The sequence below is a fragment of the Alphaproteobacteria bacterium genome, assembly GCA_030740435.1.
In the GTDB taxonomy this organism is placed as follows: Bacteria; Pseudomonadota; Alphaproteobacteria; order UBA2966; family UBA2966.
The window spans coordinates 15,590-39,419 of sequence record JASLXG010000139.1 but is presented as its reverse complement, the minus strand read 5'-3'; the positions used below and the strand labels follow the sequence as shown (position 1 = coordinate 39,419).

At 65.9% G+C, this 23,830-nt stretch carries 19 protein-coding genes; 6 read left to right on the top strand and 13 right to left on the bottom strand.

What is annotated here, in order from left to right:
* Nucleotides 1–304: 304 nt before the first annotated feature.
* The 5 genes from QGG75_14485 to QGG75_14465 form a co-directional block, all read right to left on the bottom strand.
* Nucleotides 305–3,358 carry a cyclic nucleotide-binding domain-containing protein gene (locus tag QGG75_14485; GenBank protein ID MDP6068440.1) on the bottom strand — a complete coding sequence of 1,018 codons (3,054 nt, stop codon included), beginning with the start codon at nt 3,356–3,358 and terminating at the stop codon, nt 305–307.
* Nucleotides 3,359–3,457: 99 nt separating this feature from the next.
* Nucleotides 3,458–4,252: an enoyl-CoA hydratase gene (locus tag QGG75_14480; GenBank protein MDP6068439.1), complete on the bottom strand. Its 795-nt coding sequence runs from the start codon at nt 4,250–4,252 to the stop codon at nt 3,458–3,460.
* A gap of 20 nt (nt 4,253–4,272) precedes the next feature.
* On the bottom strand, nt 4,273–5,436 hold the full coding sequence (locus tag QGG75_14475; GenBank protein ID MDP6068438.1) for a Xaa-Pro peptidase family protein: 1,164 nt from the start codon (nt 5,434–5,436) through the stop codon (nt 4,273–4,275).
* 4 nt (nt 5,437–5,440) lie between these two features.
* Nucleotides 5,441–6,325, bottom strand: coding sequence for an SDR family oxidoreductase (locus QGG75_14470; GenBank protein MDP6068437.1), 885 nt, complete (start codon nt 6,323–6,325; stop codon nt 5,441–5,443).
* Nucleotides 6,326–6,328: 3 nt separating this feature from the next.
* Nucleotides 6,329–7,492 carry an NADH:flavin oxidoreductase/NADH oxidase gene (locus tag QGG75_14465; protein ID MDP6068436.1) on the bottom strand — a complete coding sequence of 388 codons (1,164 nt, stop codon included), beginning with the start codon at nt 7,490–7,492 and terminating at the stop codon, nt 6,329–6,331.
* Nucleotides 7,493–7,636: 144 nt separating this feature from the next.
* Between QGG75_14465 and QGG75_14460 the strand changes: the two genes are divergently transcribed.
* From QGG75_14460 to QGG75_14440, 5 genes are all read left to right on the top strand, one after another.
* The gene (locus tag QGG75_14460; protein MDP6068435.1) at nt 7,637–9,184 is read left to right on the top strand and encodes a carboxyl transferase domain-containing protein; all 1,548 of its coding nucleotides are present in this window, start codon (nt 7,637–7,639) and stop codon (nt 9,182–9,184) included.
* A gap of 173 nt (nt 9,185–9,357) precedes the next feature.
* The gene (locus tag QGG75_14455) at nt 9,358–9,798 is read left to right on the top strand and encodes a hemerythrin family protein (protein ID MDP6068434.1); all 441 of its coding nucleotides are present in this window, start codon (nt 9,358–9,360) and stop codon (nt 9,796–9,798) included.
* A 125-nt stretch (nt 9,799–9,923) separates the two neighbouring features.
* Entirely contained in the window at nt 9,924–11,411 is a 1,488-nt protein-coding gene (hydA, locus tag QGG75_14450; GenBank protein MDP6068433.1) for a dihydropyrimidinase, read from the top strand.
* Nucleotides 11,408–12,481 (top strand): NAD(P)-dependent oxidoreductase, encoded by a 1,074-nt coding sequence (locus QGG75_14445; GenBank protein ID MDP6068432.1) that lies wholly within the window; start codon nt 11,408–11,410, stop codon nt 12,479–12,481. Before hydA ends, QGG75_14445 begins: the two co-directional genes overlap by 4 nt.
* Before the next feature lie 20 nt (nt 12,482–12,501).
* Entirely contained in the window at nt 12,502–13,152 is a 651-nt protein-coding gene (locus tag QGG75_14440; protein MDP6068431.1) for a hypothetical protein, read from the top strand.
* Between the two features lie 34 nt (nt 13,153–13,186).
* Here QGG75_14440 and QGG75_14435 read toward each other — a convergent pair whose 3' ends face one another.
* Complete coding sequence (locus QGG75_14435; GenBank protein ID MDP6068430.1) at nt 13,187–14,788, bottom strand: rhodanese-like domain-containing protein; 1,602 nt, start codon at nt 14,786–14,788, stop codon at nt 13,187–13,189.
* Nucleotides 14,789–15,146: 358 nt separating this feature from the next.
* Between QGG75_14435 and QGG75_14430 the strand changes: the two genes are divergently transcribed.
* Complete coding sequence (locus tag QGG75_14430) at nt 15,147–15,446, top strand: hypothetical protein (GenBank protein MDP6068429.1); 300 nt, start codon at nt 15,147–15,149, stop codon at nt 15,444–15,446.
* Here QGG75_14430 and QGG75_14425 read toward each other — a convergent pair.
* The 7 genes from QGG75_14425 to QGG75_14395 all read right to left on the bottom strand — a co-directional run bounded on the left by QGG75_14425 (nt 15,388) and on the right by QGG75_14395 (nt 23,783).
* Nucleotides 15,388–16,284 (bottom strand): ABC transporter permease, encoded by an 897-nt coding sequence (locus tag QGG75_14425; protein MDP6068428.1) that lies wholly within the window; start codon nt 16,282–16,284, stop codon nt 15,388–15,390. The genes QGG75_14430 and QGG75_14425 overlap by 59 nt on opposite strands.
* A 17-nt stretch (nt 16,285–16,301) precedes the next feature.
* Complete coding sequence (locus QGG75_14420; protein MDP6068427.1) at nt 16,302–17,273, bottom strand: ABC transporter permease; 972 nt, start codon at nt 17,271–17,273, stop codon at nt 16,302–16,304.
* Between the two features lie 70 nt (nt 17,274–17,343).
* Nucleotides 17,344–18,960 (bottom strand): ABC transporter substrate-binding protein, encoded by a 1,617-nt coding sequence (locus QGG75_14415; protein ID MDP6068426.1) that lies wholly within the window; start codon nt 18,958–18,960, stop codon nt 17,344–17,346.
* Between the two features lie 89 nt (nt 18,961–19,049).
* On the bottom strand, nt 19,050–20,072 hold the full coding sequence (locus tag QGG75_14410; GenBank protein MDP6068425.1) for an ABC transporter ATP-binding protein: 1,023 nt from the start codon (nt 20,070–20,072) through the stop codon (nt 19,050–19,052).
* Nucleotides 20,069–21,067 carry an ABC transporter ATP-binding protein gene (locus tag QGG75_14405; GenBank protein ID MDP6068424.1) on the bottom strand — a complete coding sequence of 333 codons (999 nt, stop codon included), beginning with the start codon at nt 21,065–21,067 and terminating at the stop codon, nt 20,069–20,071. The genes QGG75_14410 and QGG75_14405 overlap by 4 nt, the downstream gene beginning before the upstream one ends.
* Nucleotides 21,068–21,156: 89 nt before the next feature.
* Nucleotides 21,157–22,371: an MFS transporter gene (locus tag QGG75_14400; GenBank protein MDP6068423.1), complete on the bottom strand. Its 1,215-nt coding sequence runs from the start codon at nt 22,369–22,371 to the stop codon at nt 21,157–21,159.
* 29 nt (nt 22,372–22,400) lie between these two features.
* Nucleotides 22,401–23,783: an FAD-linked oxidase C-terminal domain-containing protein gene (locus QGG75_14395; protein ID MDP6068422.1), complete on the bottom strand. Its 1,383-nt coding sequence runs from the start codon at nt 23,781–23,783 to the stop codon at nt 22,401–22,403.
* Nucleotides 23,784–23,830: the final 47 nt, after the last annotated feature.

The window sequence follows — 23,830 nt, the reverse complement described above, 5'->3', positions numbered from 1 at the left end:
CTCGATCCGTGGCAGGAGGCCTGAACTTTTTGAAACCCCTCACCGGGCGGGCGCCGCCACAGGCGGCTTTTTGTTGACCCTCACCGGGCGGGCGCATCCGCGCCCTTGGCCTCCGCCCCCCATCCGGGGGGCGGCTTAGCGCCGCCGCTACCAAGTTTGTTTATTTGCTGCTTGGTCTTTTTGTGCAACGGGAGCGACCGCGACCCGCCGCCCCTGCGGCGCGCCCGCGCAGGCAGCGGACCGTCAGGTCCGCTGCCGTGAGCGAAAAAAAACCTAACCCGGATCTCATGAAATGAGATCCGGGTTAGGTCATGCTGGCCAGGCGCTGGGCGATTTCGCGCATTACCGCGTGGGCGGCGTGGTTGTTGGCCTTCAAGAGCTCGAGGAAGACGTCCTTGCTCATACGCAGCACCGTCAGTTCGGTCACCGCCTCGATGCTGGCGGTGCGCGGGATGTCGTTGAGCAGCGCCAACTCCCCCAGAATCTCGTTTTCGCCGCAGGTGCGGATGAAGCGCTCCTGGCCGTCGCGCTCGACCACGATCTTGGCCTCGCCCCCGGTGATGACGTAGGCACAGTCGCCGGTATCACCCTGCTGGATGATGCGTTCGCCCACGTCATAGGTCAGGGTGTCGCTGGTGAAGGCCAGCAGCTTGAGCTGCGAATGCTCGAGCCCGGCCAGCATCGGCACCCGCATCAGGCGCGTTGCCATGGCGGCCAAGTTGTCGCCCTCGGCCTCGCCAGGGATCTCTTCGGCCCTTTCGGCCGGGACCGCCTCGAGATCCTCGACCCGGCCCGCCCTGACATTCATGACCCGGTCGAAGGCCATCTCGGCAGGGAGCTCGCTATCGATCCAGAGGATCGTGCCCTCGGGCAAAAGGCCGCCCAGGCTGGCCAGCAGCCTGGCCCGCGAGGCGCCGTCGAGGGCGGTCAGGGCCTCGTCGATGATCAGCAGCCTGGGTTGCTTGAGAGCGGCCCGGGCCAGGGCGATCTTTTGCCGCACGGCCGGCGTGAGGCGGCCGCCGGCGATGCCGCTGGGGATATCCAAAGCCGCCTGCACCACGGCCTGGCGCAGCCCCAGGTCGTCCATGATGGCGTCGATCACGCCGCCCACCTCTTCGGGGGCATCGGGGCGGCCGTGGGCGACTGAGCCGAACAGGATATTGCCTTCGATGGTCAGGCCGCTCGAGTAGGCGGCGCGGTCGAAAAACGTCACCCGGGCCTCCGTCCTGTCAGCGACCTCCTCGTCGATGACCTGGCGCAAACGCAGCCGCAGCCGCAGCACCGCCTCCTGGAAGGTATCGTCGATCAGGCCCAACTGATGGCGTTGCGGCACCAGTTTCATGGCCAGGCTGCGCAGCACTTCGCGGTCGGCTTCGCTGGCCTCCTTGGTCTCGCCCGAGCCCAGGCGGCGCACCACGATCTGCAGGTCGTCGAGCGCATCCTCGTCGAGGAAGCTGTAACGTTCGAAAAGCGGATCGCCGGAGTGCAGGTTGGCAAACAGCTCGACCATGGTCTCGGCCACACGGCGCCCGGTCTCCTCGAAACGGTCGAGCAGTTGCTCGTCCCCGAGCAGCTCGGTGATGACCGGATTGGCGGCCATCTCGTCGACCGCGAAGCTGGGATCGCGCGAGACCCCGAAAAGGATGTTCTCGGCTACCGAAACGTAAGGATTGAAGGATTCAGGATCGTACTGGCGTACCAGATCGGTCATGCCTCGCTGGGCCAAGTCGTCCTGGATACGCAGGCGCGCCCAAAGGATGCCCTGGGCCAGGTCTGAATTCCCCTCGGGATCGATGGTCTGCCTGAGGCCCATACGGAAAAAATCGTCCTCCAGCTCGACCGCCGCCACCACCCGGGTCAGGCGCTGCATAAATTCGTCCGGCCCGGCGGCGCCGGCGCCGCCATAGTCGATCCAATCGAGGTCGAAGTTGGCGGGATTGTTGCCCGAGGCCAGGGCTTCGTCGTATTGCGCCCGACGCAGCGAGGACATCTCGCTTTCCTCCGCGACGTCGTGCAGCAGGCCGAAAATCAAATTGTCGAAGATGGTGCCGTTGAAGAGATAGGATTCGGCCGAAGTATAGGCGATGCGCGCCCCCACGGCGGCCTCGGGCAGGCTGGCCAGATCCTCGCCGCCGATGGTGATCTTGCCCGAGGTGGGCAAGGCCAAGCGCGCCAGCAGGCGGGCGATCTGCTCCTTGCCACTGCCACCCGGGCCGATCAGTGCCACCCGGCTGCCTGGCTCCAGCGCCAACGAGGCGTTGTCGACCGTCTTGATGCCGTTTTCGTCGACCAGGCTGACGCCGTTCATGTTTACCGGCCCGGCCAGCGCCGGCAGCTCCTCGGGCCGGTTGTACATGATCTCGGGATCGGTCATGCCGGCCGGCTGGAACTGGCTGACCAGGTCCTCGTACTTGATCGAGGCATCGGCCATGCGCTGGTAGTAGCTCAGCAGCTCCTTCCAGGGCGCAGACAGGTCCTTGTAGGCGGCCAACGCCGCCACCAGGGCGCCGAAGGTCAGGTTTTCGATGATCACCAGGTAGCCGCCGATGGAAAAGAAGAAAAACGGTGTCAACTGGTTGAGGAAATTGTTGAGGAATTTGATAAAGAACTTCCGTTTGTAGATATCGAAGCGGATGTCATAGATCTTGCCCAGGCGCTGCGAGAAATCCGCCAGGATGTAGCCCGAGGTATCGTGGCCACGCACTTCGCTGATGCCCGAGACCAGCTCGCCGACGCGGTCGGAGAGGCTGCGCACGTTGCGCACCCGTTCCTTGCCCAGCATGTTGACACGGCGCTGCAGTTTGGGGATGACGTAGCCCTGGATGGGGATCAACGACACCGCCGCCAGACCCAGCCAGGGGTCTTGCATGAAGACGAAGACGACGATGGTCAGGAAGGTGCCGCCCTGGAATATGGGCAGCGCGATGGCATCGCCGAAAAAGCCGCCCAGGGGCTCGACCTCGGCCGTGATCATGGCCACCAGCTCGCCCTGCGAGGTGACGCGGAACTGCGACAGGGGAAAGCGGATGACGCGCTCGACCAGCATGTAGCGCAAACGCCGCAACAGACGTTCGGCCATCACTCCTTTGTAGACGTTGATCTGGAATTTGAAGCCGCCGTTGACGAAGACCAGGGCCAAAAAGGCGCCACAGAGCAACAGCAGGTAGGGGATCTGTTCGAACTCGAAGCCCAGCACATCCACCGCCGAGCCGTCGCCGGCGATGGCCTCGTTGATGATCGTCTTGGGCAGTTGCAGGGAAACGTAAAGGAAGGGAAACGAAACCAGCGTCAGCACGATCACCGCGAACTGCTGGCGCAGGCTGAACATGCGGATGTAGCGGAAAATGCGTGGGGGCATCAACGACCAACTTATGCTGTTGGATTAACGCTTCAAGATCCCCCACCATAGCAACGCCCGCCGCCGCCGCCAAGGCGGCGGGCGGGCGGGGAATCCGGGCTAACGCCCCAGGAAAACCGGCTTGCGCTTTTCCAGAAAGGCTTTGGCGGCTTCGGTATTGTCGTCGGTGGTGCCGCAGCGCGAATGGCGGTCGGCCTCCTGGTCGAGGGCGTCGGGAAAGCTCAGCCGGGTGGCGTCGTTGAGGTTCTGCTTGATGCAGCGCAGCGCGATGGGCGCCGAATTGGCGAGCCTCTGGGCCACGCCCTCGACGTGGCCCATCAGCTCGTCGGGCTCGAGCGCCTGGGAAACGATGCCCAGGCGCTCGGCCTCGAGGGCATCGAAGCGCTCGGACAGGAGGTAAAGCTCGCGCGCCTTGGCCGTGCCGACGATCTGGGTCAGCGTGTAGGTGCCGCCGAAATCGCCCGAGAGGCCAGCGTTGAGGAAGGCCGTCGAGAACTTGGCCGTATTGGCGGCATAGCGCAGGTCGCAGGCCAGGGCCCACGACATGCCGGCTCCGGCGCAGGCGCCGTTGATGGCGGCGATGGTGACCATCGGGCTCTCGCGCAAAAGCTGCGAGGTGCGCATGGAGGTACGCAAGTTGGCGATGGCGTTGTGGATGGGCCGCTCCACCTTGAACTCGCCGTCGGCGAAGCCAGCCAGATCGCCACCGGCGCAGAAGCCCTTGCCGGCGCCGGTCAGGATCAGCACCCGGATCTCGGGATCACTGGCGGCGCCTTCCAGGGTCTCGATCATGGCGCCGATGAGCTCGTTGTTCATGGCATTCAGCCGGTCCGGCCGGTTCAAGGTGATGGTGGCGACGGCGCCGTCGCTGGCGTAGAGAACGGTATCGCTCATGGCAGTTCCTCCGGGCTGAATCAGTTGATGATATAGGGTTCGAAAGGCAGCTTCGAAAGCACCTCGTTGCCGCCCTGGGTGATGACCAGCGGCCGTTCCATGCGCAGGCCGCCGACCCCCACCAGGTTGGCGGTGACGGCGATCATCTGCATGTAGTTGGTCTCCAGCACGTAATCGGGTTGTGAGACCTGGGGGATCTCGATGTCGGTCAGCGTCGGGTACCATTCGTGCCCGAAATGGCCGATGCCGTGGCCGAAGCCGCGCACGAAGCCGGACCAGCCCTGCCGCTCGACGAAGCCGCGTACGATCCGCGCCACCTCGCCCAGGGTGCGGCCGGGCTGCATGGTCTCGACCAGCTTCTCGCAGGTGGCGCAAAAGGCGTCGATGACATGTTGCTGCTCGGGACTGGGCTGGCCCATGACGGCGTTGTGGGCCACGTCGCCCAGCATCAGGCCGTACATGCCGTGCAGATCGAGCAACACGTTCTCGCCGCGTTGAATCAGCTTGTCGCTGGCCGGCGTGCAGGCACCGGTCCAGGTGCGCGGACCCGAGGCGATCTCCTGGCCGCCGGTGAAGGTCCAGGCGAACTCGCTGCCCACATCGCGCATGGCCTTTTCGGCCACCCCGGCCACCTGCTTTTCCGACATGCCGACGTGCAGCGCCTGGGCCACCTCGTGGTGGCCGTGGTCGACGATGGCCGTGGCCTGGCGCATCAGGCGCACCTCGGCGTCTTCCTTGACCATGGTCAGCGCATCGATGATCTGGTAGGCGTCGACCAGTTTGGCGCCCGGCAGCGCCGAGGCCAGGGTCTGGTATTCGGCGCGGCTGACGAAGCCCTCGGGCAGGTAGACCGAAGCCCCGTCCTCGAAGCCGATGCGGGCTTCGGCCAGGCCCAGCGCCTGCAGGCGGTCGGCCACCAGCTCCATCATGGGCTGGCGCGAATAGCCGAAAACGCGGCTGAGCCAGCCTTCCTGTTCGAGCCGCATGGCATCCATGCCGGGGCAAATCAGTTCGACCTCGCCCTCGGCCGGCACCAGCACGGTGCTGCGCCAGGGGCAGAAGGCGCCCAAAGCATGGGTCACGGTCTTCAAGCGCGTGCCCACCAGCGCCGCCAGGCCGGCCTCACGCACGGCCGATTGCATGGCCGCGAGCCGGCTTTGGTAATCGATATGGACGGTGTACATGGCCTCAGGTCTCGCGCTGGATGCGTTTGTAGATTTTCATCTCCTCGCCGGTCGAGCCCTTGTTCAGGCCGATGGCGGTGAAGATTGTGCTGTCCGGTTTCTGGCTGAAAAGTTCGGGTCCCTTGGCCAGTTGGCCGCCGTCGACGACGATGGTCTCGCCGGTCACGAAGGCGGCGTCCTCGGAGGCCAGGAAAAGCACGGCCGTGGCGATGTTGTCGGGCACGCCAAGCTCGGGCCAGGGCTGATTGTCGAGCACCTGGGCGCGCTTGCCCTCGGGATCGCCGCCATGAAAGAGATCCGTCATGATGGTGCCCGGCGCCACGGCGTTGACGCGGATGCGGAAGGCCGCCAACTCGGCCGCCACGGTGCGGGTGAGGTTGACGACGCCGGCCTTGCAGGCCGAATAGCAGTGCGGCCCGGCGCCGCCGCCCAGCCCGGCCACCGAGGCGGTGGAGATGATGGAGCCGCCTTCGCCCTGTTCCAGCATCACCCGGCCGGCGTGCTTCATGCCGAGAAAGACGCTGCGCAGCAAGACGCCGGTGGAGAAATCCCAGTCCTCGACCGAGGTCTCGACGATCGATCCGAAGGCACCGCCGATGCCGGCGTTGTTGAAGATGCAATCGAGCCGGCCGAAATCGTCGACGGCCCACTGCACCGCCGCCGCGATGTCCTCTTCCTGGGCCACGTCGCAGGGCGCGAAGCGGATGACGTCGGCGTGGCCGGCGGCGGCCGCCAGATCCAGGGTTTCCTGGCCGTTGGCCAGGTTGAGGTCGGCCACCACCACCCGGGCGCCCTCGTCTAGGAAACGCAACACGGTGGCCCGGCCGATGCCGTTGGCACCGCCGGTGATGACGGCGACCTTGCCCGCCAGGCGCGCCACCTCCCCCATGCCCTAATCCCCCCCCGCCTCGCTGGTGCTGATGAAGGTGGACGGCGTCATGTCGGTGATCGACTGGGCCCGCTTTTCGAGCCAGAAGCTGTAGGGACTGGGCATCAGATCATAGGCACCTTCGTAGCCCAGCTTGAGGGCGGCATCGAGGGGCCAGTTGGGATTGAACAAGAGCTCGCGGGCCAGCGCGATGAGGTCGGCCCGGCCGTCACGCAGGATGCGCTCGGCCTGGTCGGCATGGACGATCAAACCCACCGCCATGCTGAGCACCTCGGTGTCGGTCTTGATGCGTTCGGCGTAGGGCACCTGGTAGCCGTAGCCCACCGGCCCGGCGCTGACCACCGGCGCCCCCAGGATGCCGCCCGAGGAGCAATCGATGACGTCGACGCCCTTGGGCCCGACCAGGCGGGATAGCGCGACGCTTTCGTCCGGCCCCCAGCCGGCGTCGTCTTCGACCGATAGCCTGAGAAAGAGCGGTTTGGCATCGGGCCAGTTCTGGCGCACGCATTCGACGATCTCGATGGCGAAACGCATGCGGTTCGCTTCCGATCCGCCGTAGTCGTCGTTGCGCCGGTTGGCCACGGGCGAGAGGAACTGGTGAACGAGGTAGCCGTGGGCGGCGTGGATTTCGAGCATATCGAAGCCCGCCTCATCGGCCCTGGCCGCGGCCCGGCCCCAGGCCTCGACCAGATCGGGGATCTCGTTGCGGCTGAGCGCCCGGGGTTCGGGATCGCCCTCGTCGGCCAAGGCGCTGGGTGCCACCAGCTCCCAATCCTCCCAGTCCTTAATGTCGGGCGTGCGCTGCAGCGGCGCCGCGCCCTCCCAGGGCCGGAAGCGCCGCGCCTTGCGGCCCGAGTGGCCGATCTGGATGCCGGGCACGGAGCCCGACTGGCGGATGAAGTCGGCCAGGCGGCGCATGGGCGGCACCATGTCGTCGTGCCACAGTCCCAGATCCCCCAGCGTGCCGCAGCCGCGGCGTTCGACCTTGGTCGATTCGACGATCACCAGGCCCGAGCCACCGGCGGCAAAGCGGCCGGCGTTCATCAGGTGCCAATCGACGGGAAAGCCGTCGACGCCGGAATACTGGTGCATGGGCGCCACCACGACGCGGTTCTTGAGCCGCACCTCGCGCAAATCGATGGCTGAAAACAGCAGCGGTTCGCTCATTCTCCATCCTCCCACAAGCCGCCAACCCCTGGCCGGCGGCCCCCGATATTAGCGAGCATTGGCCGCCCTGGTAAACGGCGGCGCTGAAATGCTCTAGAATTCGCCTTTGTTTGGTTGGGGGGAAAGCGCGGAGGGTCCACCATCATGCGCAAGTTGCTCGACGAATTGGCGCGGCGCCACGAAGACAGTCTGCTGCTCGGCGGCGAACGTCGGATAGAGCGCCAACGCAAGCAGGGCAAACTGACGGCGCGTGAACGCGTCGATGCGTTGTTCGAGCCGGGCAGCTTCGAGGAGCTTGGGCAGTTGGCCAGCCACGTCCACACCCCGGTACCCAAGACGGCCGACAAGCGCACCCCGGCCGATGGCGTGATCACCGGCTTTGGCCGCGCAGGCGGCCGCACCGTCGGCGTGGTGTCGGAGGATTTCACGGTGCTCGGCGGCTCGGTCGGGCTCAATAACCTGATCAAGAAGAACCGCATGGTGGAGTTGGCGGGCCGCGACAAGCTGCCGCTGGTCTGGCTGTTCGACGGCGCCGGCGCGCGCACCGACGAATCCATCGGCGAGGGCCTGGCGCCGATGCACCATTTCATGGCCATCGCCAAGCTCTCCGGCATCGTGCCCCAGGCCTGCGCCGTGATGGGCCCGGTGGCCGGCGATTCGGCGCTGATCGCGGCGATGATCGAATTCATCGTCATGGTGCGCGGCACCGGCATGCTGGCGGCCGGCGGCCCGCCGCTGGTCTATAGCGCCCTGGGCCACACCGTCGACAAGGAGGAGCTGGGCGGCAGCGACGTTCACTGCCGCGTCTCGGGCGTGGCCGACAACGTCGCCGAGGATGACCTCGACGCCATCGCCCAGATCAAGCGGTTTCTGTCGTACCTGCCGCAGAACGCCTACCAGTATCCGCCCGATATTTCCCCCGAGGACGACCCCGATCGGCGCGAAGAGGAACTGCTGGACCTGATCCCCGAGAACCGGCGCCGGCCCTACGACATGTACCGCGCCATCGAGCTGATCGTCGACCGGCAGAGCTACTTCGACATCAAACCCGACTTTGCCCGCATGATGATCACCGGCCTGGCGAGATTGAACGGCCACGCCATCGGCGTCATCGCCAACCAGCCCCGTGTGCAGGCCGGCGCCATCACCGCCGCCGCTGGGACCAAGCAGCGCCATTTCATGGATCTTTGCAACGCTTTCCACCTGCCCATCGTCTCCTTCATGGACACACCGGGGGTGATGACCGGGCCGCAATCGGAACGCGAGGGCGCGCTGCGGGCCGGCATGGCCATCGCGCACTCCTTCGCCTTCGCTCGCGTGCCGCTGCTGACGGTGGCGCTGCACAAAGGCATCGGCTATGGCGCCTGCGCCATGGGCGGCTACGGCGCCGGGCAGTCGACGGTGCTGGCCTGGCCCACCGCCGACTTCAACGCCATACCGCTGGAAAGCGGCATCCAGGCAGCCTACCGGGCCGACCTGGAGGCGGCGGCTGACCCGGCGGCGCTGCGGGCCGAACTGGAGGCCGCCTTCGGCGAGCTTTGCGGTGCCTTCCCGGCGGCCGAGCAGATGAAGATCGACGACATCATCGACCCCCGCAACACCCGCCCGCGCCTGATCGCGGCGCTGGAGCGCGCCCTCAACCGCCGCCACGCCCCGGCCGAGGTGGCGCTGCGTCACGGCATAATGCCCTAGCCGCGAGCCGGCACCGAAGATAATCCCGCCGTCGCCGCTACAGATCGGGCCTGAGGCGGAGGAGCCTGATCTGGCCGAGCGCAAGAACCTTGAGAAACCCGCGAATTGACCCCCGGCATGGCTGCGTGCACAATGTCAAGGTCTTGCAATCGACCGCTTCCGCGGGGGAGAAGGTGGAGACCAACTTGCGAAGCGCTCCAATCAAATGGCTCGACTCCCTGGCCATCGACCACCCGGATATCGACGCTGACCACCGCGAGATCCTGGCCTACTTCAACGACATTTTCTGGCCCGATGGCAGGGCCTTTGGGGAGCACATCCAGGTCTCGTGCCGGGGACTTCGGGAATGCCTTGGCAACCATTTTCGCCGGGAGGAAAACCTGCTTCGCGATATTCAATATCCCGGCCTCGATACGCACGCCGAGCACCACCGGATCCTGTATCAGCGGATGGACGAATTGTTCGGGCAGTGCGCGGCAGCTTGTATCGAAGCCAAGCCCGAGGGCTGCTTTTCGGAATTGTATGATCTGGTAATGGATCACGTCGTTCGGCACGATCTGGAGTTCAAGTCTTTCGTGCAGGAAAGCTTTCCCAGCTCAAAACAGCGTTTTTGAAAAGCCTCTAGCCCGGAATTCCCGGCGGCCCACGCCCGCCCCACAACCCCCTTGCCTCCCGCGCCGATCTCCCCGACAGTCACAGCCCGGGGAGATCTTGGCGAAAACGGCGGAAACGAGAAATCATGGCCTATGACCTGGTGATCAGGAACGGCACCGTGGTGACGGCGGCCGACAGCTTCCGGGCCGACGTGGGCATAGCTGCGGGCCGCGTGGCGGCGCTGGGCGAGGGATTGGCGGCGGATCCGAGCACGGGCCGCGAAATCGAGGCGGCCGGCAAGCTGGTGCTGCCAGGCGGCATCGACAGCCACCTGCACATCGAGCAGCTTTCCGGCATGGGCCTGATGAACGCCGACGATTTCCATTCCGGAACCATTTCGGCGGCCTTTGGCGGCAACACCACCATCATCCCCTTTGCCGCCCAGCACCACGGCCAGTCCCTGCGCGACGTGGTCAAGGACTATCATGCCCGGGCGGCCGAGAAGGCGGTGATCGATTATGCCTTCCACCTGATCATCTCGGACCCCACGGAACAAGTGCTGGGCCAGGAACTGCCGGCCCTGATTGCGGATGGCTATACCTCGTTCAAGGTCTACACCACCTACGACATGCTCCGGCTCGACGACTACCAGATGCTTGAGGTGCTGGCGCTGGCCAGGCGCGAAGGCGCCCTGGTGATGGTGCACGCCGAGAACCACGAGGTCATCCGCTGGTTGGGCGAACGCCTGCTGGAGGGCGGCTATAGGGCCCCCAAATACCACGCCGTGGCGCATGCGCGCCTGGCCGAGAAGGAAGCCACGCACCGGGTCATCGCGCTGGCCGAGCTCTTGGACGTGCCGCTGCTGGTGGTTCACGTCTCGACGGCCGAGGCGGCGGCCGAGATCCGCCGGGCCCAGGACCGCGGCCTCAAGATCTATGGCGAGACCTGCCCGCAATACCTCTTTCTCACGGCCGCCGATCTCGACCGGCCGGGCGCCGAGGGCGCCATGTTCTGCTGCAGCCCGCCGCCCCGCGACGCGGCCGCCCAGGAAGCCATGTGGCAGGCCCTGGCCAACGACACCTTCCAGGTTTTTTCCTCCGACCACGCGCCCTATCGCTTCGACGAAAGCGGCAAACTGGCGCACGGTCCCGACCCCGACTTCAAGCACGTGGCCAACGGCGTGCCGGGCGTCGAGGTGCGCTTGCCGCTCTTGTTCTCGGAAGGCGTGGGCAAGGGCCGCATCGACCTCAACCGCTTCGTGGCCCTGGCCGCCACCAACGCCGCCCGGCTTTATGGCCTTTATCCCAAAAAGGGCACCATCGCCGTGGGCAGCGACGCCGACATCGCCATCTGGGATCCCGAGCGCGAGGTCGAAATAGGCAGCGCCATGTTGCACGACAACGTCGGCTACACGCCCTACGAGGGCCGCCGCGTCAGGGGCTGGCCCGAGACCGTGATCCGCCGCGGCCAGGTCATCGTCGAAGACGGCGAGCTCGGCGCCGAACGCGGCTCGGGCGAATTCCAGCCTTGCGCCTCGGCCGCGGCGGCCCGGCCGCTGGGCCGGCCGGTCCCCGAGCTCGACCCCGAACGCAATTTCGCGGCCCACATCCAACCACGGGAAAGCCCATCATGAGTGCTGCCAAGCCTCACAAGATCTTCGTCTTCGCGCCGGTCGAGGATTCCGATTCCTATTACGGCCGGCTCGAGGCGGCGGGCTGCGAGCTGGTCATCGGCAAGGGCTCGTGGATCTCGGCCGAGGGCGGCACGGAAGAAGAGCTTTGCCAGAATGCCGCCGGTGCCACGGGTTTTTTCGGCGCCACCATCCGGCCCAACCCCATTTCGCGCCGCGTGCTCGAGATCCCGCCTGATCTGCGCATCGTCTCGAAGTGCTCGATCGGCATCGACGACGTCGACGTCGAGGCGGCCACCGAACTCGGCATCATCGTCAGCCACTGCCCCACCGAGGCCAACTGGGGCGGTGTGGCCGAGAGCACCATGGCGATGATTCTGGACGTCCTCAAGAAATCGCGCGAGCGCGACCGCTACGTCAAGGAAGGCGGCTGGCGAGATGCCGCGCTGACTGGCACCTACCTGGGGGCGCGGCACGACGGCTACGCCGGCATCACCATCGGCATCATTGGGCTGGGCCGCATCGGCAGCCGCCTGGCCGATTTATTGGCACCCTGGCGGGTGCGGCTGCTGGCCTGCGACCCTTACGTCGATTATTCCAAGTTCGTCCACCACAACGCCGAGCGTGTCGATCTCGACACCCTGCTGGCCCAATCCGACGTGGTCTCGCTGCACGTCACGCTGAGCCCAGAGACGCGCCACATGATCAGCACCAGGGAGCTCGTCCTGATGAAGCCCACGGCGCTGCTGGTCAACACCTCGCGCGGCCCGGCCATCGACGAGGAGGCGCTGATCGCGGCGCTGCTGAAGGACCAGATCGCCGGTGCCGCCCTCGACGTCTTCGAGGTCGAGCCCCTGCCGCTGCAGTCGCCGCTCAGGGGCATGGGCGACAAGGTGCTGCTGTGGTCCCACATCGTGGCCATGAACCACGGCTCGGGCCTCGGGCCCGGCCTCGACTGGGCGACACGGTCGCTGCTTAGCGCGCTGCGCGGCGAGGTTCCGGACAACGTCTACAACAAGGCCGTCATCCCGGCCTGGCTGGAGCGCTTCGGCGGCAAGAATTTGCTCGGCTGAGCGGGCCGGGAAGGGGAACCATGGAGATCGAGCTGCGGCTGTTCGAGGACACGCCGTTCGCGGGCGTCGATCCTGTGGCATTGCCGGCGTCTCCGCGGGCCATCTATGTCGCCGCCGGGCAGGTGACGATCAATGGCAGCGTGCTGCCGGCCGACGAAGGTATTGTCACCTCCGACAAGCTGATGCTAGCGGTCGCCGACAGCGGCGCCACATTGTGGCGCTGGGAAATCGTCTCGGCGGGAAGCCTGGCCGAACCCCTGGCCGGCCGTGGGCATCTGAAACTCTCGCATTTCATCGAACCCGACCGGATCGCCGACGAATTGCTGCTGCGCCTGGACAGCGTCGCCTTTCCCCCTGGCGGTTGCGCCTTTTTGCACACCCATCGTGGCCCCGGTACCCGCTGCCTCAGGGAGGGCACGATCCGTATCGATACGGAAGGGCGTTCCTCATCCTATGCCCCGGGCGGCCCCTGGTTCGAGACCGGCCCCGAGCCCGTGTTCGCGCAAGCCGACGGGCAAATTGCCAGCCGTTTCATCCGCGCCATGGTGCTGCCGCGATCCCTGATGGGCACCTCGTCCATTCGCTACGTCAACGAGGAAGACCAAGCCAAACCGAAATCGCAGAGCTATCGCGTGTTCGACGAAGGGGGCATCGAAATTCCTGGTGATTAGGAAACATTGCTTGCAGGCAGGGGGAGATTCGTGATCAGCCTGCAACGCGGGGAAAGCTGAGCGTTTTGTCGCGGGCCAACTTCCCGGGCAGGGCCAGCTCCCAGTCGAGATAGCCCTGCATGGCGTCGGCGGGGGCGGCACCGTGCTCGTAGGGCCGGTAATAGACATCGACGGGTTCGCTGGTCAGCCTGGTGGCGCCCTCTTCGAGGGCCAGGCCGGCCTGGTGCCAGGCCGTGCTGCCGCCTTCGAGAACCATCGCGGGGACGCCGCCAAGGGCGGCGATCTCGTGGGCCGCCAGAGCCGCCAGGGCGGGCTCGCCGGCGCTGACGACATAGGTATCAGTCGGCGGCAAGCGCTCGAACGAGGTGCCGAGTCTGGCCCGGGATAGCCACCAGGCGCCGGGCACGTGGCCCTTGGCGTAGGCCTGGCTGGAGCCCACGTCGATTACCGTGAGGCCGTTCTCAGCAATCCGGCCGGCCAGCTCGCCGGCCGAGATCAGTACCGGCTCGACGCCGCCGGGCAGCGCCACGTCGGGCACATGGGGCCCGCTTTCCAGCCCGTCCGGCAGCCCGTCTTGCAGCACGAAGCTGTCGGCCCAGCCCAACTGCTTGAGCCAGCTTGCCGTCAAGCGGGCCCGCACGCCGTCGTCGTCGAGCAGCACGACGCGGGCGTTGCGCGTCGCCAGGTAGTGATCGGTGGCCTGCACCAGTTGGCCGCCGGGCGCCGGGCGCGAGCCGGCCAAGTGCCCGGCCAGGTATTCCTCGGGTGAGCGCACGTCGAGCAGATAGAGGGTTCGATCCCGGTCGGTCCGCCAGGCCTCAATGGTGGCGGCGTCGACGCTGGCGACGGCGAAGCGCTCGGCGACGCGAGCCGCCGCCGCGCGCGACCAAGCCAGTGCCGGCCCCGATACCTCGCCGTAGCGGCGCCCGGCAGCAAACTCGAGCTCGTGCCCGGCCAGCTGCCAGCCCATGGTGCCGTTGCGCAGCGCCGCCACGGGGTTGACCAGGCCGGCGTTGACCAGCGATTGGGTGCCCAGGATCGAGCGTGTGCGGCCGGCGCAGTTGACCACCACCAGGGTCTCGGGGTCGGGCGCCAGATCAGCGACACGCAAGACCAGCTCGCCGCCGGGCACGTTGATGCCCGAGGGAATGTTCATGTTGCGGTATTCGCCCCAGGGCCGGCTGTCGAGGATGACCAGGTCGGCGCCGGCGTCCAGCTTGGCCTTGACCTCGTCGGCCGACAGGCTGGGCGTGGCGAATTCCAGCTCGACCCACTCGCCGAAGGTCTTGGAGAGTACGTTGACGCCGGAGTAAAGCTCGAGGCCGGCCGCGCCCCAGGCGGCGAAGCCGTCTTCCAGTACAGTCACATTGCCGTAGCCCATGGCGCCCAACCGTTCGGCGGCGCGGTCTGCTTCGCCGTCGGCGGCACCGTTGTCGTCGGCAATGACGATGCGGCTGGCGGCCCCGGGCAGCAGGTCGCGGACCATGATCTCGAGCCGGCCCAGCGGCAGGTTGACGGCCAGGATGGGATGGCTTTGGCCGTGCTCGCCCTCCTCGCGCACGTCGAGAAAGGCGATTTCGCCGCCGTCGGTCAGGGCCTGGGCAAGATTTTCGGCATCGATGGTGGAGAACGTCATGTCATCTCCGGGAAAAATGGTGGGTGCGGCGGCACTTGTCGATCGTAGAGCATACCAAGGTTGCCCCGGTAAACTTTGGCCGGCGCCGCCCCCCACCTCACCCCAAAAAGTGGTCCCTGTCCCTACTTTTTCGGTGCAAAGGCGTGACTGGCTGCGGCTCTGGCTTCGACCAGGCGCGGCGGAAAAAAGGGTCCCTGTCCCTACTTTAGTTAGGGAGGGAGCCGGTCGCTATCGTAGGCAGAAAGAGAGAGGGGCGGCGACCAATCCGCGACGCTGTCCAAAAGGCACTTGAAACCATCACCATCGAGTGTTTCAGCAGCCTGCTATGATGGCAGGCCACAGGCGCAAGGAGCCGGCGATGGCCGCTGATACACAGGCTTTGCTTTTGGATCTGGTGGAATGGCTGGCGGGCCGGCCGCGCCCCTATGACGAGGTCATGGCGGCTTGGCGCACGTCATGCCCGAACCTGACCATCTGGGAGGATGCCTTGGATCAGGGCCTGGTCGGCCGCGAGCGCCGCAATGGTGGGGCGACCTTCGTCGTGGTGACGCCGCTCGGCCGGGAGCTGTTGGCCCAGGCGGGACGCCAGGCCGCGCCTGCTATTCCGAGCGCAGGCGGGGATCCAAAGTATCCCGCACGGCATCGCCGAAGAGGTTGAAGCCGAACACCGCCAGGCTGATGGCGAGGCCGGGAAAGATGGCGATCCAGGGCGCGCTTTCGGCGTATTCCTCGGCGCCGCCTTGCAGCATCAGGCCCCAGGCCGGGGTCGGTTCCTGGACCCCCAGGCCGAGGTAGGAGAGCGAGGCCTCGAGCAGGATGGCCTGGCCGACGAAGGCCGTGATCATGATCAGGAACGAGGCCATGACGTTAGGCACCATGTGGCGCAAGATGATGCGGCTATGGCTGAAGCCACAGGCCCGGGCCGCGTCGATGTAGGGAATTTCGCGGATCGCCAGGGCGGATGAGCGCACCACGCGGGCGCAGCGCGGGATGAAGGGAATGGTGATGGCGATGATCACGTTCTGGGTTCCGGTGCCGAAGATCGAAACCACGGCAAGCGCCATGATGATCAGCGGGAAGGCCATGAAGACGTCCATCACGCGCTGGAAGACGAGGTCGATGCGGCCGCCGAAATAGGCGCTGCCGACGCCCAGCACGAGGCCCAGAGTGGCGCCGATGAAGGCCGAGACGAAACCCACGAACAGCGCCGTGCGGGCGCCATGGATGATGCGCGACAACAGGTCCCGGCCGAATTGGTCGGTGCCCAGCCAATGCTCGGCACTCGGCGCCAGGTGCATTTCGGCGAAGGAGTTGGCGGTCGGGTCGTAGGACGTCAAGACGTCGGCAAAGACCCCCATCAGGATCATGACGATGACGATCAAGGCTCCGGCGGCACCGAGAGGCTGGCGGCGCATCATCTCGAGCACGACCGTCGCCAACGGCGACTTCTCGGCGTAATCCTCGATTTCTGCTTCGACTTGGATTTCGGAGGTCACGGCAGGCTGTCCTTGACTTAAGTGTAGCGAATCCGGGGATCCAACCAGGCATAGAGAATATCGACCACGAAGTTGGTCACCACGAAGACCGTCACCACGACCATGACCAGCGCCTGGGTCAGGGTGTAGTCGTGGTTGGTGACCGCCTCGACGAACAGCTTGCCCAGGCCATTCAGATTGAAGACCTGTTCCGTCACCACCAGCCCGCCCATCAGGAAGGCGAACTCGATGCCGATTACCGTCACCACCGGCAGCAGCGCATTGCGAAGCGCGTGGCGGTTGATGATGAGCTTTTCCCTGAGGCCCTTGGCCCGGGCGGTGCGGACGTAGTCCTCGCGCAGAACCTCGAGCAGCGCCGAACGGGTCATGCGGGTGGCCACGGCGGAATAACGATAGCCCGTGGCCACGGTGGGCCAGATCAGCATGCTGAGGTTTTGCCAGGGATCCACCCACAGCGGCACGTATTGGATGGGCGGCATCCAGGGTGTGCCCCAAAAGGCCTGGGTCGAGACCAGCAAGCCCAGGATGATGAGGATGCCGAGCCAAAAGGACGGCATGGCGATACCGGCGATGCTGAAGATGCGGACGGCATAGTCGATCCAGGTGTTCTGCTTGATGGCCGACACGGTGCCCAGCGGAATGGCGATCAAGGTGGCCGTGAGGGTGGCCATGATGGCGACCTGGAGGGAGAGCTCGAAGCGCAGCGCTATCTCCTCGCCGATGGGCCGGTTGGTCCACATCGAGGTGCCCAGGTCGAATTGGATGAAACCCCAGATGAAATCGATGAACTGCATGAAGAGCGGCTGGTCGATGCCGATCTCGGCGCGGCAGATATCAAGCGCCTCCTTGTCGAAATACCCCCCCGTCCCGGCCATCCTAAGCTCGCAGATGTCGCCCGGAATCAGGCGCAGCAGAAAGAACACCAGCACGGCGGCGCCAAGCAGCGTCGGGATCATCAACAGGATGCGCTTGACGATGTACTGGTACATGGCTCCATCACTCCCCGCCCGCCTGTCTTACGGGCGGGGAGCCTTTGGTCTCAACAAACCTGGGCTCGGGCTATTGCTCCAGCCAAACCCCTGAAAGGTCCTGGTTCAGGTAATGGCTGGGGCTGATCTTCCAGCCCTTGACGTAGGACCTGTGAGGAATGATGCGGTACCACCACAGCGTGATGAAGGCGTTGGCCTGCTCGTCGAGCGCACGCTTTTCGAACTTGCGCATGATGGAGCGTTGTTCGCTGACGCTTGCCGCCTGGTTCATGGCGTTGAACATCTTGTCCATCTCGCGGTCTTGGTAGTTGCCGTAGTTGTTGCCCGAGACGTCGTCGGATATGTATTTGGCCACGTCGAGCAGCGGATTGACCACGGCCTGGCAGTTGAAGTCGATGGAAACGTCGAAATCCTTCTTCTTGCGGAGCGAAGCGTAGAAGGGACCGGTGGGCTGTACCCGCTGGTCGACGGTGAGCCCGACCTGCTTCCACTGATCGATCAGCCAGGTGCCGACGATCTTGTAGGGCTGATCGACGCCGCGGTTATTGAGGGTGAACTTGAGGTTGGAAGCTCCGGCTTCCTTGAGCAGGCGCTTGGCCTCGGCCCGAGATTTGTTGATGTCGGGCCAGTAGCCGGCGATCTGCTCGAGTTCGGACTTCGTCGCCGCCAGGGGATGGCCCGGGAAGGCAACGCCGCCCACCGCTTTGACGATGGCGATGCGCGAGAGGTACTTGGAGCCGCCCCAACGGTCGATGGCCAGGCTGAGCGCGCGGCGCACGTTGGGATTGTCGAAGGGCTTTTTCTTATGGTTCGGTGTGGCGATGAGGACGCAGTTCCAGTTGCTCTCCTGGACCGTGATGTCCTTGCCCAGCGCCTTGGCCAGATCGTCCCGGCTTTTCGGCGGGAAGCCGCGGAACTCGATGGCCGCCCGGTCGCCGCGCACGGCCTGCACGCGAAGCGATTGCTTCTTGGCGAAGATGGCCTCGAAACCGTCGAGGTAGGGCTTGCCGGAGTGGTAGTAGTCGGGGTTGCGGGTGCCGCTGATCAGGGCGCCGGCCTGGCGTTCCTTGAGGCGGAAGGGACCCGAGCCCATGACGTTCTTCTCATACCAGTGCATGTCCTTGTCGAGAATCTTCTTGGCGTAGATGAAGTTGTAGGGATTGGCCAAGGCCGGGATGAAGGCGCCGGAGGGGTATTTGAGCTTGAACTTCACGGTGTGGTCGTCGGTTGCGGTGACGCTGTCGACCATGACGTAGAAGGCCTTGCGGGCGCTGGCCACGCCGGCCGCCGGGAAGATGATCTTCTTGAAGGTGGCCACCACGTCGTGGGCCGTCAGCGACGAGCCGTCGCTGAACTTGACGCCCTTGCGAAGCTTGAAGACATAGCTGTTGTCGGCGCTGGGCTTGGGCATTTCGGTGCAGAGATCGCAGACGAAATCCGTGGGCGAGCTTGGGTTGTCGGGATTGACCCGGATCAGCACGCTGTAGAAGGGCGCGATGGGATGGATCAGCGCGAAGGTGGTTTCGCGGTGTCCGTCGAAGCTCGGCGGCTCCGCCGGCACCACGTACTTGAGGATTCCACCCTTCTTGGCGGCCTGGGCCAGCGGCGCCATCGGAGCCATGGCGCCGAGCGCCAAGGCCAGGCCGGCGGCCAGCGGAATAGCGTGTTTCACAAATCGGATTCGCATATCGTTTCTCCTTCCCCTGATGCTAGGTTTTCTGTTGTTCTTTTACCAACTACGCTCCTATGGGCGCCCTGCGTCACCGCCGTGCGCCCTCAAACCTCGGTGCAGGCCAGCCAGTGGCCGGCCTCGCTTTCGCGGAACTCTGGAACCTGCGTACGGCAGCTCTCGACGGCCAACGGGCAGCGTGGGTGAAAGACGCAGCCCGACGGCGGGTTGATGGGGCTGGGCACTTCGCCTGCCATCACCTCGTGCGCCCGCGTCCCTTCAACCATCGGGTCCGGCACCGGAACCGCCTCCAGGAGGGCTCGCGTGTAGGGGTGGCGCGGGTTGTCGTAGAGCGCGTCGCAGTCGGCCATCTCGACGATCTTGCCGAGATACATCACCGCCACCCGTTGGCTGAGGTGACGCACCACGCTGAGGTCATGCGAGATGAAGAGATAGGTGAGATCGAACTCGTCGCGCAGGTCCTCGAGGAGGTTGATGACCTGGGCCTGGATCGAGACATCCAGCGCCGACACCGCCTCGTCGCAGATGATGAATTGGGGCCTCAGCGAAAGCGCCCGGGCGATGCCCACGCGCTGGCGCTGGCCGCCGCTCATCTCATGGGGATAGCGATCCGCCATGCGGGCCGGCAAACCGCAGGTCTCCAACAGTTCCCTGACCCTTTTCCGCCGTCCCTCGCGGCTTGGTTCGATGCCGTGCACCTTCATCGGCTCGGCGATGATCTGGCCGATTTTCATGCGCGGATTGAGCGACGAATAGGGGTCCTGGAAGATCACCTGAATCTTCTGCCGATAGGGGCTCAAGGCCCGCTGATCGAGGCTGGTCAAGTCGACGCCGTCGAACACGATGTGGCCGGCGCTGGGCCGGTCGAGCTGCAGGATGCAGCGCCCCGTGGTGGTCTTGCCGCAGCCCGATTCGCCCACCAGCCCCAACGTCTCGCCCTTCTGAATATGGAAGCTGATGCCGTCGATGGCCTTGACTTGGGCCACGCTGCGGGACATCAGCAGGCCCTCGCTGACCGCGAAATACTTGCGCAACTCCCTGACCTCGACCAGGGCCTGGCCCGCCGCTTCGGGTGGCCCAGCTTCCGGCGTGGCCAGCGGCGCGTTCATGAGGCCGCCTGGGCCGGCGGCGCCAGCTCGGCCAAGCGCCAGCAGGCGGCGAGATGGCCCTCGCCCACGGTTTCGAGGTCCGGTATCGCTTCGGCGCAGCGCTCATGGGCCTGGCGGCAACGCGGCCGGAAGGCGCAGCCGTCGTCGAGCCGGGCCAGGTCGGGCGGCTGGCCCTCGATGGATTCGAGCTTCTTGCGCCGCGGCTGGTCGAGCCGGGGCACCGAACCCAGCAGGCCCACGGTATAGGGATGGCGGGGCTGGGCGTAGATATCGTGGGCGCTGCCCCGCTCGATGATCTTGCCGGCGTACATGACGTTGACCCGGTCGGCATAGCGCGCCACGACGCCCAGGTTGTGCGTGATGATGACCAAGGCCACGCCCAGGCGCCGGGTCAGGTCCTTCATCAGCTCGAGGATTTGCGCCTGGATGGTGACGTCGAGCGCTGTCGTGGGCTCGTCGGCGATGATCAGTTCGGGCTCGCAGCAAAGCGCCAGCGCGATCATCACGCGCTGGCGCATGCCGCCGCTGAAATGGTGGGGATACTGCTTGAGACGCCGTTCGGTATCGGAAATACCGACCATGCCCAGGAGTTCGCGGGCGCGATCGCGCGCCGCCTCGGGCGTCATGGCGAGATGCTGTTGCAGCGTCTCGGTGAGCTGCAGGCCGATCGACAGCACCGGATTGAGCGACGTCATGGGCTCCTGGAACACCATGGCGATGCGCTGGCCCCGTATCTTGCGGATTTCCTCGTCGCTCAAGCCCAAAAGGTCGGTGCCGAGGAGGCGGATGGTGCCGCTCACCACGCGGCCGGGCGGATCGGGAATCAGCCTGAGGATGGAAAGGGCGCTGACCGACTTGCCGCAACCGGATTCGCCGACCAGCGCCACCGTCTCGCCGGCATCGACACCATAGCTGATGCCGTCGACCGCCCGCACGGTGCCGGCGGAGGTGAAGAACTGGGTCTTCAGATCCTCGATTTCGAGTAGTCTCGGCACCTGTCCTCCCAATCCGGCAACGCCGCCGGTTGGTATCCGATTATTGATTTATGACTGCCGAGTGTAGCAGTTTCCCGCGACCCTTCGACTCATTTTCCTGCCCCCTCGGGAGCCGCCAGGGAGGGGCGCAAAAGATAGCCGAGCGGCACGATCAGCAGGACCCAGAGCGCCACTGCCGCCAGGGTCACGGCCACCCCTGCTTGGTCGCTAAGCAAGCCGAACAAGGCCGGGGAGACGGCGCCGGCGCCGATGCCCAAGGTGTAAAAGAGGCCAAACCCGCGCGACCGCCTTTGCGGCACCACGAAATCGGCGATGGTGGCATAGAGCACGGATGAGGTGCCGTTGAGAGCGAGGCCGACCAGGGGTAGAAGGGCCAGCGAAAACCCTAGCGGAGCTGGGATGAGAACCAGAATGGAGCCCGCCGTGAGAACTTCCGTGAGCCAAATGGTGCGGATGATGCCGAGCCGTTCGGCCAGCACGCCGCAAAGAAATTTCCCCGCCGCGCCGCCGCCGAAGACCAGCGCCAGCGCCAGCCCCAGGGTATCGACGCCGGCCCCTTTGGCCAGCAGCAGGAAGGGGAAAAAGGTCAGGAACGCGGTGCGCGAGGCGCCGTCGATGATGCCGATGAGGGAAAGCGTGGCGAAACCCCGGCGATCGGTGATCCCCCAACCGGAGATGGCCGTGCCGCCTTGCCGTTCCGCCGGCCGCTCCGCTCCAGCCCTCGCCCCCACGGCCAGCCAGGTGAGCAGCACCAGCAGGCCGGCGGCGAAGGCCAGGCCGATCATACCGAAGGCCAAGGTGCCCCAGCGCCAGTGCCAGGCGATGACGATCAGCGCCAGCAGCGGCGGCAGCGCCGCCTTGCCCAGGTCGCCGCTGAAATTATAGATGCCCAGCGCCGCCCGCCTGGGGCCGTCCTCGTAGGCCTTGGAAACCAGGGCCGACGACAGCGGATGCTGGCAGCCCGAACCGGCGCCGGCCAGCATTAGCAAGAGCGCCAACGTCACCATGCCGCCGGCCAGCCCGAAGGCCAGGAAGCCGGACGCCGCCACGACTGTTCCCAGCACCAACAGCGGGCGTTCGCCCAGGCGTTCGGCCAGCAGCCCGACCGGCACCTGGGTTGCGGCCTGGGCCCCGGCAAAGAACGATTTCAGCAGGCCTACTTGAGTCAGTGACAAGGCGAACTCGGCCTGCCACAGCGGCAGCAGCAAATAGATGACGTCGGAAAAGCCGTCGTGCAGAAAGTGCGCCAGGCTGCAGCTGCCGAGGGTGGCCCGGCGTCCGGCAGCTGGCCGGCGCTGCGTCATGGGCCCGGCGCCAAGCGTCCGGCGCCGCTTCAGACCCGCACCATCTTTCCCGGGTTCATCAGGTTGTCGGGGTCCAGCGTCCGCTTCAGCGCCCGCATGACCTCGAGCGCCTCGCCGTGCTCGGCCTCGAGGTAGTCGATCTTGCCCGAGCCCACGCCGTGCTCGCCGCTGCAGGTGCCTTCCATCTCGAGCGCCCGCTCGATCAGGCGGCCGTTGATGGCTTTGGCTTCCTCCCACTCGGCCGGCTGGTCGGGATCGAGCAGGAAGGCGAGGTGGAAATTGCCGTCGCCGACGTGGCCCACCAGGGGCACCGGCATGGAGGCTTGGGCGACGTCGGCCTGGGTCTCGGCGATGCACTCGGCCAGGCGCGAGATGGGCACGCAGACGTCGGTGGCCCAGACCTTGCAGCCTGGCCGGTAGGCCATGCTGGCGTAGGCGGCGTCATGGCGGGCCTGCCAGAGCCGCGAGCGGTCCTCGGCCTGGGCCGTCCACTGGAAGTCGCCGCCGCCGTGTTCGGCGGCGATGGCCTGGACGTTCTCGGCCTGTTCGGCGGCGCCCGCTTCGCTGCCGTGGAATTCCAGAAACAGCGTCGGCGCCACCGTCAGGTCGAGCTTGGAATAGGCGTTCGAGGCCTTGATCTGAACCTCGTCGAGCAACTCGATGCGGGCCACCGGAATACCGTACTGGATGGTCTTGATGACGGCCTGCACGGCGCTGGCCACGTCGGGGAAGGAACAAACCGCCGCGGTGATGGCCTCGGGGATGCCATAGAGCTTGAGCGTGATCTCGGTGAAAACGCCCAGCGTCCCTTCCGAGCCCACATAAAGCCGGGTCAGGTCGTAGCCCGCCGCCGACTTGCGGGCGCGGCGGCTGGTGCGGATGCGCCGCCCGTCGGGCAGCACCACCTCCAGCGCCAGCACGTTCTCGCGCATGGTGCCGTAGCGCACGGCATTGGTGCCCGAGGCCCGGGTCGCCGCCATGCCGCCGATCGAGGCGTCGGCGCCGGGGTCGATGGGAAAGAAAAGCCCGGTGTCGCGCAGGTGTTCGTTGAGCTGCTTGCGCAACACGCCGGGCTCGACGCGCACGTCCATGTCGTCGGCGTTGACCTCGATGATGGCGTTCATCTCGGCGAAGTCGATCGAGACGCCGCCCTTCAGGGCCGCCACGTGCCCCTCCAGCGAGGTACCGGCGCCAAAGGGCACGATCGGCGTCTGGTACTTGGCGCAGATGCCGACGATGGCCTCGACTTCGTCCGCCTTCACGGGAAAGGCCACGGCATCCGGGGCATGGGCCTCGTGATAAGAGAGGTCCTGGCCGTGGTGCTCGCGCACGGCGGCCGAGGTGCTGAGGCGGTCGCCTAAAAGCGCCCGGAGCTCGTCGATGGTGGTGTCGTTGCGGGCGGCGTCGTTCATGGCGGGGTTCTCTCGAAAGGGGGGTGTGGCAAGTAAACTAGGCCGCG